Genomic DNA, 13,414 nt, shown 5'->3' with positions numbered 1-13,414 from the left:
GGGGGGCGCGCGCCCCCCCCCGGGGGGGGGCCCCCCCCCCCCCCCCCCCAGGCCTGCCGGCCCCCCCCCCCCCACCTCGGTGCCCTCAGTCGGCGGGACCGGTGACCGGGAGGTTCGCGGTGGCCAGGGCCACCAGGTCGTCCGCGGCGCCCGGGTGGGCCAGCACCAGCGAGCGGCTCACCCCCGACAGCGGCTCCCCGTCGAGCGGCACCACGGCCCCGCCGGCCTCGGCGACCAGCAGGGCAGGGCCGTGCAGGTCCCGGCGGTCCCCGCCCAGGCGCAGCGTGCCCATGACCCGGCCGTCGGCGATGGAGGCCACCTCGGCGGCCGAGCTCTCCACCACCTTGGCCAGCCAGCCCGCCTCCTTGACGGCGCCGACCACCCCCGCGCCGGCCCTGACGACGCCGCCGGGCTCGGCGGCGCCCTCCAGGTGCAGCCGGCGCGGCTCGGCCTGGGGGCCCCCGACGCGCACGAAGGCGCCGTGGCCGGCCAGGGCCGTGTACAGGTGCCCGCCGGTCCACACGGCCACCGACTCCGGCTGCGGGCGCTCGCGCGGGCCGCGCCAGGCGGAGACCACCACCGACCACGGGCCCAGGCGGCGGGCGTAGTTGAGGGTGCCGTCGATGGGGTCGACCACCCACGTCCGCCCGTGCTCGGGGTCCGCCGGGGGCCTGTCGGCGCCCTCCTCCCCGATCAGCCCGTCGGCGGGGAAGCGCTCGCGCAGCGCGTCGTCGACGGCGCGCTCGGTCTCGAGGTCGACGTCGGTGACCACCGACCCGGTCAGGGCCGCAGCGGGCTTGCGCTGCTCCACGGCGCTGCCCTGGCGGCGGGCGGCCTCCTCCCCGAGGCGGGTGACGAGGGCGGCGACGAAGTCCAGGGCCTGCGCGGCGTCGGCGGCGGGAGGGGGTGCGGTGGCCACACGAGCAGGCTAGTGACCAGGCAGGTCGCGATCGGCGACTACCCTTCGACGGTGCACGCTCCACCCGAACACCCCTCCTCGACCGCCGCCGGGCCCGGCGCGGCGCCCCGCGCGCGCGGGCTCGTGGTCGCCGTCGACGGTCCCTCCGGCTCCGGCAAGTCCACGCTGTGCCGCCGCACCGCCGCAGCCCTCGGTGCCGCCTACCTGGACACCGGCGCCTACTACCGCGCGGTGTGCTGGGCGGCCCTGGAGGACGGGGTCGACCTGGTCGGCGCCGCGGGTGGTGCGGACGGGCGCGACCCGGGGGTCGACGAGGCCGTCAGCAGCCTGGCCCGCGGGCTGGACCTGCGGGTCGGCACCGACCCCGAGCGCCCCTACGTCGTCGTGCGCGGCACCGACGTCACCGCCGCCGTGCGCGAGAGCCGGATCTCGGCGGCCGTGAGCGTGGTGGCCACCAACCTCGAGGTGCGCGCGGAGCTCATCGCCCGCCAGCGCGCCGCGATCGCCGCACGCGCCGCCGAGCGCGGGGTGGTGGCCGAGGGCCGCGACCTCACCACGGTCGTCGCCCCCGACGCCGCCGTGCGCGTGCTGGTGGTGGTCGACGAGCAGCGGCGCCTGGCGCGCCGGGCCCTGGAGCTGCACGGCACCTCCGACGCGGACGCCGTGGAGCGCACCCGCGACGAGGTGGTCCGCCGCGACCGCGACGACTCCACCGTGGCCGCCTTCACCGAGGCCGCCGACGGCGTCGTCGTGCTCGACAACTCCGGCACCCTGCAGGAGGGGGTCGAGGCGCTGCTCGCGCTGGCGACCGCCGCCCTCCCGGTGCGCACGGGCGAGCCGTCCCAGCAGGTGGCGGGGGCCCGCGCGTGAGCGAGCAGACCGGCCCCGCCGAGGACCAGCTCGACCCCACGCGCGCGCTGCGCGTGGGCCTGCAGGACTACGACCTGTCCGAGGACGACCTCGCCGTCCTGGACGGGGAGCGCGACGAGCACAGCGGCGAGGACGAGCGGGTGCTGCCCGTCGTCGCCATCATCGGGCGCCCCAACGTGGGCAAGTCGACGCTGGTCAACCGCGTGCTCGGCCGCCGCGAGGCCGTCGTGCAGGACGTGCCCGGCGTGACGCGCGACAGGGTCCGCTACACCACCGAGTGGGCGGGCACGCCCTTCACGCTCGTGGACACCGGCGGGTGGGAGGTCGACGTCCACGGGCTGGACGCCCGGGTGGCCGAGCAGGCCGAGATCGCGATCGAGCTGGCCGACGTCGTCGTCTTCGTCGTGGACGCCTCCGTCGGGGCCACCGGCACCGACGAGGCCGTGGTGCGCCTGCTGCGCCGCTCGGGCAAGCCGGTGGTGCTGGCGGCCAACAAGGTCGACGACGCGCGCACCGAGGCCGACGCGGCCTCGCTGTGGTCGCTCGGGCTGGGCGAGCCGCACCCGGTCTCCGCGCTGCACGGGCGCGGCTCGGGCGACCTGCTCGACGCGGTGCTGGCCGCCGTCCCCGACAAGCTCGTGGGGGAGGCCGAGGCGCCCGGCGGGCCGCGGCGGGTGGCGCTGCTGGGACGCCCCAACGTGGGCAAGTCGAGCCTGCTCAACAAGCTGGTCGGTTCCGAGCGCGTCGTCGTCGACAGCACCGCCGGCACCACCCGCGACCCCGTGGACGAGCTGGTGGAGCTGGGCGGGCGGCTGTGGCGCTTCGTCGACACCGCCGGCATCCGCCGCCGGGTGCACCAGACCTCCGGCGCGGACTACTACGCCTCCCTGCGCACGCAGGCGGCACTGGAGCGCGCCGAGGTGGCCGTGGTGCTGCTGGAGGCCTCCGAGCGCCTCACCGAGCAGGACACCCGCATCATCTCCACCGTCGTGGAGTCCGGGCGGGCGCTCGTGCTGGCGTTCAACAAGTGGGACCTGACCGACGAGGAGCGCCGCCACTACCTCGAGCGGGAGATCGAGACCGACCTCGCGCAGGTGGCGTGGGCGCCGCGGGTGAACATCTCCGCGCGCACCGGGCGGCACACCGACCGCCTCGTGCCCGCGCTCGACGTGGCGCTGGACAGCTGGGACACGCGCGTGCCGACGGGCCGGCTCAACCAGTTCCTCTCCGAGGTCGTGCAGGCCCACCCCCACCCGCTGCGGGGCGGCAAGCAGCCGCGGATCCTCTTCGGCACGCAGGCCTCCACGCGGCCGCCGCGGTTCGTGCTGTTCGCCTCCGGCTTCCTGGAGGCGCAGTACCGGCGGTTCCTGGAGCGGCGGCTGCGCGAGCAGTTCGGCTTCGAGGGCTCCCCGGTGGAGGTCAGCGTGCGCGTGCGGGAGAAGCGCCGCCGCTGACCCTCCCGCTCCCCGCGGGGCGACGACGACGGCGGGCGGCTGCCAGGAGCAGCCGGCCGCCGTCGTCCGTCGTGACGGCCGTTGTCGGTGGTCAGCGTCAGGATCGAGCCCGTGGGACCGAACACCCGTGCGTCCGGCGAGGGCGCCGGCGCACCGATGACCGTGGGCAGCGCCTGGGACGGGTACGTCCGGACAGCGACGGTCGACCCGAAGACCATGTCGGTCTACGAGGGCGTCTTCGTGCGGCACGTCGCACCGGCGCTCGGTGACGTGCCGGTCGCCGAGGTGACCCGCGACGACGTGGTCCGCCTGCTCGAGGGGCTGCGCGCCCGGGGGGCCAGCGCCTCGCTGGTGAGGCTCGCCCGGGTCGTCCTGGCCGCCGCCTGCCGCCACGCGCAGTCGCAGCGCGTCATCGGCGTCCTGCCGACCGACGGCGTGCCCGCGCCGCACTCCGAGGCGGTCGTGGAGAGGGTGATGACGCCGCAGGAGTTCGTCCGCGTGCGCGAGCAGCTCCCCACGGAGGGCGCTCGCCTGCTGGCGGAGCTCCTCGTCCGCAGCGGGCTCAGGGTCGGGGAGGCGCTCGCGCTGCGGCCGGCCGACGTCGGCGACGGTGAGCTCCTCGTGCGGCGGTGCCTGTCCGAGCCGGGGCGCCGCTTCTCCGCCGACGGTGAGCGCTTCGTCCTGCGGCCCTCCACCAAGAACGGCCAGCCTCGCAGGGTGGACGTCGGGAGGGCCTTCACCGAGCGCCTGCTCGCCTGGTGCGCCGCGGCCGGACTGCAGGACGAGGAGCTCCTCTTGCCCGCGCGCCTGGTGCTGCCGCCACCCTCCGGCCGCAGCTTCCCCCGCAGGATCCACACCGAGCCGCTGACCGCGCAGCGCCTCGCCGGGCTCGGCTCCTTCACCGGGCCGAACGGCAGGCGCTACCAGCACGGCACCGTGAACGGCTACGTCACGGGGAAGTGCCGCTCGGCGTGCTGCCGGCAGGCCATCTCGGAGTACTCCGCGCAGAAGAGGCGGGAGCGCCGGCAGGCCCAGCGCGCGGACGAGGTGCCCCGGCGCCCGCGCGTGCGCGGCGCCGGAGCCCCGGTCGACTCGGCGGCGTCCTCCGGCGTGGCCGGCATCGGAGCGGTGAGCCACCAGGGCTGGAGCGCCCTGTGGGCAGCCGCTGTCGCGTCGGCGGAGCTCGACTTCCGGCCGCTCGCGAGCCAGACCCGGCACGCCCACGCCTCCTGGCTGAACGAGGGCGGCGTGAGCGCTGAGCGGATCGCCGAGCGGCTGGGCCACCGTGACGAGCGCTCCACCAGGCGCTACGTGCGCCCCGTGGGTCGGGAGGCCGGGCCCGTGGCGGTCGTGGGCTCCCTGCTGGACGGGGAGGACCACCTCGCTCCGGAGGCCGGGGCGTGAGCCTGTAAGGTGTTCCACGGTCCTCGAGGGATCACGGGCTGTGGCGCAGCTTGGTAGCGCACGTGACTGGGGGTCACGGGGTCGCAGGTTCAAATCCTGTCAGCCCGACAGCGAGGCCCTGGTGAGCACGCTCACCAGGGCCTTCGTCGTCTTGGGGCTCGGCCGACGCGCACCACCATCTTCCCGGTGTTGCCGCCGCGCATCATCGACCTGAACGCCTCGAAGGCGTTCTCGACGCCGTCCACCACGGTCTCCTCGTGGTGCAGCTGCCCGGCGGCGAACCACTCCGCCAGCCGCGCCGTCGCCTCGGGCAGCAGGGCTGAGAAGTCGCCCAGCGTGAAGCCCTGCAGGGTGAGGCTGCGGGTGATGGCGTTGGCGAGGTTGTCGGGCCCGGCGGGTCCCGGCTGCGACGGGCTCGCGTCGTACCCCGAGATCGCCCCGCACAGCACCAGGCGCCCGCCGCGGTTCATCACGTCCAGCGCGGCCTGCAGGTGGTCCCCGCCGACGTTGTCGACGTAGACGTCCACCCCGCCGGGGACGAGCGCGGGCAGCTGCTCGCGCACCGGGGCCTCCTTGTAGTCCAGCGCGGCGTCGAAGCCGAACCGCTCGCGCAGCAGCGCCACCTTCTCCGGCCCGCCTGCCGAGCCCACCACGCGGGAGGCGCCCAGCAGGCGCGCCACCTGGCCGACCGCCGTGCCCACCGCTCCCGCGGCCCCCGAGACGAGCACGGTCTCGCCCTCCTGCAGGCGCCCGACGGCGGTCAGGCCGGCGTAGGCGGTCAGCCCGGTCAGCCCCAGGACGCCCAGGTGCACCGAGGAGGGCACGGCGACACCGTCGCGCTGGACCTCCGGCAGGGCGCGGAAGCCCTGCGCGTCGCCCTGGGCGACGTCGCGCCACCCGAGCTGGTGGGCCACGAGCGCGCCGACCGGCAGCTCCTCGCTGGTCGACTCCACCACGCGCCCCACCGCGCCGCCCGTCATGGCCTCACCCAGGCCGAACGGCGGCACGTAGCTCCGCGCGTCGTTCATGCGCCCGCGCATGTACGGGTCGACCGAGACGAACTCGTTGGCCACGCGCACCTGGCCGGGACCCAGGTCGGGCAGGCCGACCTCGACCAGGCGGACGTCGGAGGGCTGGGCCTCGCCGACGGGACGGGAGACGAGCTGCCACTGCCGGCTCGTGCTGGTGCTGCTCACGGAGGACCTCCTGGGGTCGGGGGCGGGGTCGGCCGCTCCAGCCTCCACCACGCCCTGCACCGAGGGCGGTGCCGGCGACGCCGCCCCGACCGGCGGGGGCCGAGCCGCCACCGCGGGCTGCGATGCTGGAGGGGTGAGGAGCGCTGCGGCGGTGGGCACCGCCGAGAACCCCAGCGACAGGGTCCTCACGCTGCCCAACGCGCTGTCGGCGCTGCGGCTGCTGCTCGTGCCGGTCTTCGCCGCCCTCATCCTGTCGGGCCACGACCTGTGGGCCATCGCCGTGCTCGCCGTCTCCGGCGCCAGCGACTGGCTCGACGGCCGCCTGGCGCGCCGCTGGCACCAGATCACCCGCCTGGGCCAGGTCCTCGACCCGGCGGCCGACCGCCTGTTCATCCTCGCGACCCTGCTGGGCATGGCCGTGCGCGACCTGGTGCCCTGGTGGCTCGTGGCGGTCATCGTCGGCCGCGACCTGCTCATCGTGGCGCTGGGACCCCCGCTGGCGCGGCTCGGCCACGGACCGCTGCCCGTCAGCGACCTCGGCAAGGCCGCGACGTTCGCGCTGCTGTACGCCTTCCCGCTCATCCTGCTGTCCTCGGTGGGCGGCCCGGTCGCCGCCGTCGCCCGCCCCCTGGGCTGGGCCTTCGCGCTGTGGGGCACGGCGCTGTACTGGTGGGCGGGCCTGCGCTACGCCGCCCACGTGGCCCACCTGCTGCGCGCCCGCGCGGCGACCACCGCGCGGGCCACCCGATGAGCAGCCCGCCCAGCGCCCCGCCCGACCGCGCCTCGCGCCCCCCGCGGCTGGCCCGCCCTGACGCCTCGATGACCCTGCTGCGCGAGGTGGTCGAGAGGCCCCTCGACCCCGGCTACGCCGCCGCGGCGCAGCGCCGGCGCGCCCAGGCGCAGGCCCACCCCGACGGCCCGCCGCCGGCGCACCGCGCGCGCCGCCGCCTGCTCACCGCCGCCCTGGCCGCCGCCACCGGCCTGGTGGTCACCGGCGCCGTGCTCGCGCTGCACACCCCCTCCGACCCCGCCGACCGCGCCGCGCTGGTCGCCGACATCAGCCGCCGCACGGCCGAGGCCGACGCCCTCGCCGCCCGTGCGGCGGACCTGCGCGCGCAGGTCCAGGCCGCCCAGGACGCCGTGCTCGCCGGTGACCCCAGCGCCCCCAGCGCCGACGACGGCGTGCTCGTCGCCTCCGGCACCACCGAGGTCACCGGCCCGGGGCTCGTGGTCACCCTCACCGACGGCCCCGGTGCGGTCCCCGACCCCGCGGCCCCCCGCGACGTCGACCCCGCCGCCGACGCCCGGGTGCAGGACGGCGACCTCCAGCGCGTGGCCAACGGGCTGTGGAGCTCCGGCGCCGAGGCGGTCGCGGTCAACGGGCAGCGGCTGACCGCGGCCACCGCCATCCGCAGCGCCGGCGGCGCGGTGCTGGTCAACTTCCGCCCGCTCTCCCCGCCGTACCGGGTGGAGGCCATCGGCTCGCCCAACGCGCTGGCCGCCTCCTTCGCGCTCACGCCCGCGGCGCGCTGGCTGCAGGCGCTGGGGGACCAGTACGGCATCGGCGTGCAGGTGACCACCGCTGACGCGCTGGACCTGCCCGCGCTCGACGCGCAGCGCCTCTACAGTGCTCGCGTCCCCGGGAGCACCGCGGGCTCCCCGAGCCCGAGCCCGGCCGGCACCCAGCCCCCAGCCCGCCCGGAGCAGCAGGAGCCCGCCTCGTGATCGCCGCCGTCGGCCTGGTGGTCGGCATCGTCCTGGGCCTCGTGCTCGACCCCACGGTCCCCGCCTGGTTGCAGCCCTACCTGCCGATCGCCGTGGTCGCCGCCCTCGACGCCGTCTTCGGCGGCTTCCGCGCCGCCCTCGACGGGCTCTTCGACGACCGCGTCTTCGTGGTCTCGTTCCTGTCCAACGTCGTCGTCGCGGCGCTCATCGTCTACCTCGGCGACCAGCTGGGCGTGGGCAGCCAGCTGTCCACCGGCGTCATCGTCGTGCTGGGCATCCGCATCTTCTCCAACGTCGCCTCGATCCGGCGGCACCTGTTCAAGGCATGACCAGCGACCTGCCCGACCAGCCGCCCGACGCGGCCCCCCGTCCCCAGCCGGCTCCCGGGCCCGGCCAGCTGGCCCTGGACCTGCCGGCCGGGGCCGGCTCCGCCGACCAGCTGCAGCTGGACATCACCGTGCCCCACCACGACGACGACGGCGGCGGCGCGCCCGGCGGCGGCGCGCTCGGCGGCGGCGCTGCGGCGCCGCCCTCCGCCGGTGGGGCCGCGGCCTCCCCGGCGCCGGTGCGCCCGTCCGGCGCGGCTGCTGCCGGCGGGCCGGGGCCGGACCCGACCCGCCGCGGGCTGCGCTACGCGCTCGCGCCCCGCGCCACCCGCGGCCAGCTCGTGGTGGGCCTGCTGTGCCTCCTGCTCGGCCTGGCGGTCGCCGTGCAGGTCCAGCAGCGCACCGGCGCCGACCTCGCCGCGCTGCCGCAGTCGGAGCTGCTGGGCCTGCTCGACGACGCCACCGACCGCTCCCAGCGCCTGCAGCGCGAGATCAGCGGCCTGGAGAGCGCCCAGCAGGACCTGCGCGCCAGCGGAGACCAGCAGGCGGCGGCCCGCGAGCTCGCGCAGCAGCGGGTGGACGCCCTGGGCATCCTGGCGGGCACCCTGCCGGCCACCGGGCCCGGCATCCGCCTGACCGTGCAGGTGCCCACCGGGTCCAGCCCCAGCGCCGCGACGCTGCTGCTGGGTGCGGTGCAGGAGCTGCGCGACGCCGGCGCCGAGGCGATCCAGATCGGCGATGCCCGGGTCATCGCCAGCACCGCCTTCACCGACACCGCCGACGGGGCGGTGGCGGTGGGGGGGCCGGCCTCGCCGGTGCTGGTCCGGGCCCCCTTCACGGTGCTCGCGATCGGCGGGTCCCAGACCCTGGCCAGCGCGATGGAGTTCCCCGACGGGGTCGGCCCGACGGTGCGCCGGGTGGGCGGCTCGATCACCGTGGAGCAGCTCGAGCGGGTCGACGTGACGGCGTTGCAGCCCGCAGGCGCGCCTGCGTACGCTCGACCGGTCGCGCCGAGCGGCTCCGGCTGAGGCGTCGGGCCGTCGTCGTCGCCGCGTCGTCGTCGCCCCCGTTGATGCTCAGCCCGTGACCCAGGAGGCCGCCCCATGCCCGACGTCGAGGTCCCCGAGCAGCTGCGCTACACCGCGGAGCACGAGTGGGTGGCGCCCGCCGAGGACGGCGTCGTGAGGATCGGCATCACCGCGTACGCGCAGGGGGAGCTGGGCGACATCGTCTACGTCTCCCTGCCCGCCGTGGGTGAGCGCGTCGAGGCGGGCTCCTCCTGCGGGGAGCTGGAGTCGACCAAGAGCGTCAGCGAGCTGTACGCCCCCGTCACCGGTGAGGTGACAGGGCGCAACGAGAGCCTGGACGGCAGCCCCGAGCTGGTGAACTCCGACCCCTACGGCGAGGGCTGGGTGCTGGAGGTGCGCCCTGACGACGCCTCGGTGCTCGACGGGCTGCTCGACGCCTCCGGCTACCGCGACCACATCTCGTGACGGCGGCGCCGCGGCGGGGGTGCGGAAGGCCTGTGGGCGGGCTCGCCCCGGCGGCTAGGGTGAGGCCGTGAGCGAGCGCGAGGAGCCGGGCAGGCAGGGCGGTTCGGACACGACGATGTCCTTCCCGGCCATCTCGGTGCCGGAGGTCGACACCTCGTCGGACGCGCCCCCCGGGCTGACGTCGGACCAGCAGCGCGCCGTCGACGCCCTGCCGGACGGCTGCGCCCTGCTCGTGGTGCAGCGCGGGCCCAACGCCGGCGCGCGCTTCCTGCTCGACGCCGACCGCACCACCGCCGGGCGCCAGCCGAGCAGCGACATCTTCCTCGACGACGTCACCGTCTCCCGCAAGCACGCGGAGTTCGTCCGCGACGGGCAGGGCTTCCGCGTGCGCGACGTCGGCAGCCTCAACGGCACGTACGTCAACCGCGACCGCGTGGACGACGTCGTGCTCACCAACGGTGACGAGGTCCAGATCGGCAAGTACCGCCTGACCTTCCACTCCTTCCGCGCCCGGTGAGCGAGCGGGCCGCGTCTCCCGCCCGGCGCGCACCGCAGGCCGCGCCCGCCCGCGGTGGCCAGGAGCCGCTGCTCACCATCGGTGAGGTGCTGGCACGGCTCGCGCCGGAGTTCGGCGAGGTGACGCACTCCAAGGTGAGGTTCCTGGAGGACCGCGGGCTGGTGTCCCCGCAGCGCACGCCCAGCGGCTACCGCAAGTTCAGCGCCACCGACCTGGAGCGCCTGCGCACCGTGCTGCGCCTGCAGCGCGACCAGTACATGCCGCTGCGCGTCATCCGCGAGCACCTGGCCTCGCTGGACGAGGGGCGCGAGCCCGCGCCCGGCGCCGCGCGGGCCGGCGAAGCGCCGTTTGCGGCGGATGCACCGGATGCGCCAGAGGCACCGGCTGGGCCGGCTGCACCGGAGGCGCCCGCTGCCCCGGGCGCCCCCGCGGCCCCGGCCGTTGCAACTGCCCGTGCGGCGTCGCCCGCCGACCGGGCCGAGCCCGTGGCCCGCGCGGACGTCCTCGCCGGCGCCGGGGGGTCCTCGGCGCTGCTGGAGGCCCTGGAGGACCACGGCCTGCTGCCGCGGGAGAGCGCCGGCCGCTACCCCCGCCCCGCGCTCGACCTGGTGCGGGCCGCGGCGGTCCTGGGTGAGCACGGCATCGAGCCGCGCCACCTGCGGGCGCTGCGCACCGCGGTGGGAGCCGAGGCGGCGCTGGTGGAGCAGGTGGTCAGCCCGCTGCGCCGGGCGCGCCCCGGAGACCGCCCGGAGCGCGCCGGTGAGCGCGCCGAGGACGCCGAGCGCGTGGCCCGGGAGCTGGTGGGCTCGCTGCTGGCCCTGCACGCGGCGGCGCTCGGCTGCGCGCTCGACGCGGTGCCCCCGCCCACCTGAGCCCACGCCGGCCGCCCCGCGTCCAGGGGTGATGGCACCGCCCCCGCCACCCTGCGGCCACCCCTCCGGCCACCCCTCCGGCCACCCGGCCGGCAGCGTTACGGTGGTCCGGTGCGCGAGCTCGAGGTCGTGGGCGTCAGGGTGGAGATGCCTTCCAACAACCCCATCGTGCTGCTGCGGGAGCGCGAGGGGGACCGCATGCTCCCCATCTGGATCGGGGCGCCGGAGGCCAGCGCCATCGCCTTCGCCCAGCAGGGCGTCGTGCCGCCCCGGCCGCTGACGCACGACCTGCTCAAGGACGTCATCGAGGCGGTGGGCCGCACCCTGACGGAGGTCCGCATCGTCGCGGTCAAGGAGGGCGTCTACCACGCCGAGCTCGTCCTCGACGGCGGAACGACGGTGAGCGCCAGGTCCTCGGACGCCATCGCCCTGGCGCTGCGGACCGGCTCGCCCATCCTCGGCGCCGAGGAGGTGCTCTCCTCGGCGAGCGTTCCCGTGCCCGACCAGGACGAGGACGAGGTGGAGAAGTTCCGCGAGTTCCTCGACCACGTCAGCGCCGAGGACTTCGAAGGTGACCCGCCCGGTGACGCCGGCGACGACACGCCGGGCCGCGACACGCCGGGCCGCTGAGAGCAGCCTTCGTTGACGGGGGGCCTGCCCGGCCCTACCGTCATGAGGACGCCCTGCCCCGGAGCTGCCGGCGGTCCGTGACGCACCTCGCGCCGCGGTCTCGCGCCGGCCCGGGCACGGCGCATGACGGGAGGTCCGCGTGAGGGGCTCGGGAGACGGCGGGAGCGGTCGCACCGCGGCTGCGCAGAGCCTGCTCTTCACGGAGGCGCTGCCGGCGCTCGACCGGGAGGCGGGATACCGCGGCCCCACGGCGTGCAAGGCGGCGGGCATCACCTACCGCCAGCTCGACTACTGGGCCCGCACCGGGCTCGTCGAGCCCAGCGTGCGCCCGGCCAGCGGCTCGGGCACCCAGCGCCTGTACGGCTTCCGCGACATCCTCGTGCTCAAGGTCGTCAAGCGGCTGCTCGACACGGGTGTCTCCCTGCAGCAGATCCGCTCCGCGGTCGGCCATCTGCACGAGCGCGAGGTCGAGGACCTCGCCCAGATCACCCTCATGAGCGACGGCGCCAGCGTGTACGAGTGCACCTCCGCCGAGGAGGTCGTCGACCTCGTCCAGGGCGGCCAGGGCGTGTTCGGGATCGCCGTGGGCAGGGTCTGGCGCGAGGTGGAGGCCTCCCTGGCCACGCTCCCGAGCGAGAAGGTCGACGGCGGCTCCTCGGCCACCGACGAGCTCGCCGCCCGCCGCGCCGCTCGCCGCACCGCAGGCTGAGCCGCCCCGCAGCGGCAGCCGGCCAGTCCGCCGGGTCGGTCCGCCGGGCCACCTCACCCGGCCCTCACCCGGCCAGGCGCTCGGCGACGGCGAGGGTGTGACGGACCTCCCAGGGCACCGGGCCGGTGCCGCCGTGCCCGGCCAGCGACCACACCGCCGAGAGCACGGCCTGCACCAGCGCCCACCCGCGCACCCTGTCGACCGGCAGCCCGCACGCGCCGGCCAGGTGCTCGCAGCGCACGACGGCGCGCTCGGCGGCCAGCTGCCCGAGCTGGAAGGGGTTGTAGACCGCGCAGGCCACCTCGTAGGCGGCCTCCCCGACCACCCCGTGGGGGTCGATCACCACCCAGCCGCCCTGCCCGTGCCCGTCGCCGTGCCCGGCCCGCAGCACGTTGCCGTGGTGCAGGTCACCGTGCAGCAGCACCTCGGCCTGCCCGTCGGCGGCCGCCGTGGCGAGCAGCTGGCGGGCCTGATCGGCTGCCGCCTGCACCAGCGGACCCGGCAGCTGCCGGTGCCGCTGGTCGCGGTGCCCGGCGACGTCGAAGAGCTGCTCCAGGTGCTCGCGCACCGACCCGAGCGCCGCCCGCTCAGACTCCGGGGCCAGCCTCGGGCCAGGCTGCTGGCCAGGCCGCTGACCGGGCCGCCGACCGGGCCGCTGACCGGTGCTCCGCTCCAGCCCGCGGTCAGCACCGCGCGGCTCGCCGTCCTCGACCTCGTCGACTGAGCGGGGGGCCGGCCGCCGCACGGCGCTGGCGGCGGCCGCGAGGACGTCGCAGGCGGCCTCGTCCGCGGCGGTGAAGCGGGAGGAGCCCGCGGCGCCCACCAGCGCGTCGGCCAGCGGCTCCCCGGGCTCCACCAGCTCCAGGAGCTGGGCGCCGGCGGCGGGGTCCGCGTCCAGGAGCGCCACCGCCCTGACCGTGCTCCTGGCCCCGGCCACCGCCCTGACGGCGCCCGCGGCCCCGGCCGTCAGCCCGGCCCGTGCACCGGCGGCTGCGGCGGGGTGCGGGAGGGCGACGCGGCGCAGCCACGCGACCTCGGCCCAGGGCTGGGAGGCGCCGGGCACGGCGAGCTTCAGCACGCAGCCGCGCCCGTCCTCGCGCCGCCCGAGCCCCACCCAGTGGATGCTCGCCGGGAGCCGGGTCAGCGGCCCCAGGCGCCAGTGGCGGCGCCAGCCGTCGACCAGGCCCGGCAGCTCGTCCAGCCACGCCGCGGCCCGGGCGAGGTGCTCGGGACCCTCGTCGGCGGCGACGGCGAGCACGTGCTCGCGGAAGGCCCGCTCCACACCGTCCACCCTGCCTC

General features: G+C 77.0%; 15 protein-coding genes and 1 tRNA gene. 13 read left to right on the top strand and 3 right to left on the bottom strand.

Going from position 1 to position 13,414, the window contains the following annotated elements:
• Positions 1-85: 85 nt before the first annotated feature.
• Positions 86-919, bottom strand: a complete 834-nt coding sequence (locus tag ACUN9U_RS10505) for an inositol monophosphatase family protein (protein WP_445484901.1) — start codon at positions 917-919, stop codon at positions 86-88.
• A gap of 51 nt (positions 920-970) precedes the next feature.
• Here ACUN9U_RS10505 and ACUN9U_RS10500 point away from each other — a divergent pair, with 51 nt between their 5' ends.
• From ACUN9U_RS10500 to ACUN9U_RS10485, 4 genes are all read left to right on the top strand, one after another.
• Positions 971-1,789, top strand: coding sequence for a (d)CMP kinase (locus tag ACUN9U_RS10500; protein WP_445484900.1), 819 nt, complete (start codon positions 971-973; stop codon positions 1,787-1,789).
• Positions 1,786-3,243, top strand: a complete 1,458-nt coding sequence (gene der / locus ACUN9U_RS10495; RefSeq protein ID WP_445484899.1) for a ribosome biogenesis GTPase Der — start codon at positions 1,786-1,788, stop codon at positions 3,241-3,243. Before ACUN9U_RS10500 ends, der begins: the two co-directional genes overlap by 4 nt.
• Before the next feature lie 111 nt (positions 3,244-3,354).
• Complete coding sequence (locus ACUN9U_RS10490) at positions 3,355-4,647, top strand: tyrosine-type recombinase/integrase (protein ID WP_445484898.1); 1,293 nt, start codon at positions 3,355-3,357, stop codon at positions 4,645-4,647.
• Positions 4,648-4,681: 34 nt separating this feature from the next.
• Positions 4,682-4,755 (top strand) — tRNA-Pro (locus tag ACUN9U_RS10485).
• Positions 4,756-4,778: 23 nt separating this feature from the next.
• Here the strand turns inward: ACUN9U_RS10485 and ACUN9U_RS10480 are convergent.
• Complete coding sequence (locus ACUN9U_RS10480; protein ID WP_445484897.1) at positions 4,779-5,843, bottom strand: NADP-dependent oxidoreductase; 1,065 nt, start codon at positions 5,841-5,843, stop codon at positions 4,779-4,781.
• A gap of 133 nt (positions 5,844-5,976) precedes the next feature.
• Here ACUN9U_RS10480 and ACUN9U_RS10475 point away from each other — a divergent pair, with 133 nt between their 5' ends.
• From ACUN9U_RS10475 to ACUN9U_RS10435, 9 genes are all read left to right on the top strand, one after another.
• Positions 5,977-6,594, top strand: a complete 618-nt coding sequence (locus ACUN9U_RS10475) for a CDP-alcohol phosphatidyltransferase family protein (RefSeq protein WP_445484896.1) — start codon at positions 5,977-5,979, stop codon at positions 6,592-6,594.
• On the top strand, positions 6,591-7,568 hold the full coding sequence (locus ACUN9U_RS10470; RefSeq protein WP_445484895.1) for a DUF881 domain-containing protein: 978 nt from the start codon (positions 6,591-6,593) through the stop codon (positions 7,566-7,568). The genes ACUN9U_RS10475 and ACUN9U_RS10470 overlap by 4 nt, the downstream gene beginning before the upstream one ends.
• Positions 7,565-7,897, top strand: coding sequence for a small basic family protein (locus tag ACUN9U_RS10465; protein ID WP_445484894.1), 333 nt, complete (start codon positions 7,565-7,567; stop codon positions 7,895-7,897). Before ACUN9U_RS10470 ends, ACUN9U_RS10465 begins: the two co-directional genes overlap by 4 nt.
• Complete coding sequence (locus tag ACUN9U_RS10460) at positions 7,894-8,922, top strand: DUF881 domain-containing protein (RefSeq protein ID WP_445484893.1); 1,029 nt, start codon at positions 7,894-7,896, stop codon at positions 8,920-8,922. The genes ACUN9U_RS10465 and ACUN9U_RS10460 overlap by 4 nt, the downstream gene beginning before the upstream one ends.
• Positions 8,923-8,997: 75 nt before the next feature.
• On the top strand, positions 8,998-9,387 hold the full coding sequence (gene gcvH, locus ACUN9U_RS10455; RefSeq protein ID WP_445484892.1) for a glycine cleavage system protein GcvH: 390 nt from the start codon (positions 8,998-9,000) through the stop codon (positions 9,385-9,387).
• A 115-nt stretch (positions 9,388-9,502) separates the two neighbouring features.
• On the top strand, positions 9,503-9,904 hold the full coding sequence (locus tag ACUN9U_RS10450; protein ID WP_445484916.1) for an FHA domain-containing protein: 402 nt from the start codon (positions 9,503-9,505) through the stop codon (positions 9,902-9,904).
• A complete protein-coding gene (gene ftsR, locus ACUN9U_RS10445) occupies positions 9,901-10,776 on the top strand; it encodes a transcriptional regulator FtsR (RefSeq protein ID WP_445484891.1) in 876 nt (291 codons plus the stop codon). The genes ACUN9U_RS10450 and ftsR overlap by 4 nt, the downstream gene beginning before the upstream one ends.
• A 111-nt stretch (positions 10,777-10,887) precedes the next feature.
• Positions 10,888-11,406: a bifunctional nuclease family protein gene (locus tag ACUN9U_RS10440; protein WP_445484890.1), complete on the top strand. Its 519-nt coding sequence runs from the start codon at positions 10,888-10,890 to the stop codon at positions 11,404-11,406.
• 139 nt (positions 11,407-11,545) lie between these two features.
• Positions 11,546-12,115, top strand: a complete 570-nt coding sequence (locus tag ACUN9U_RS10435; RefSeq protein ID WP_445484889.1) for a MerR family transcriptional regulator — start codon at positions 11,546-11,548, stop codon at positions 12,113-12,115.
• Positions 12,116-12,179: 64 nt separating this feature from the next.
• Here the strand turns inward: ACUN9U_RS10435 and ACUN9U_RS10430 are convergent, their stop codons facing one another.
• Positions 12,180-13,397 (bottom strand): aminoglycoside phosphotransferase family protein, encoded by a 1,218-nt coding sequence (locus ACUN9U_RS10430; protein ID WP_445484888.1) that lies wholly within the window; start codon positions 13,395-13,397, stop codon positions 12,180-12,182.
• Between the last annotated feature and the right edge of the window lie 17 nt (positions 13,398-13,414).

It is taken from the genome of Quadrisphaera sp. KR29 (genome assembly GCF_052644995.1).
This window is presented reverse-complemented; position numbering and strand designations above follow the sequence as displayed.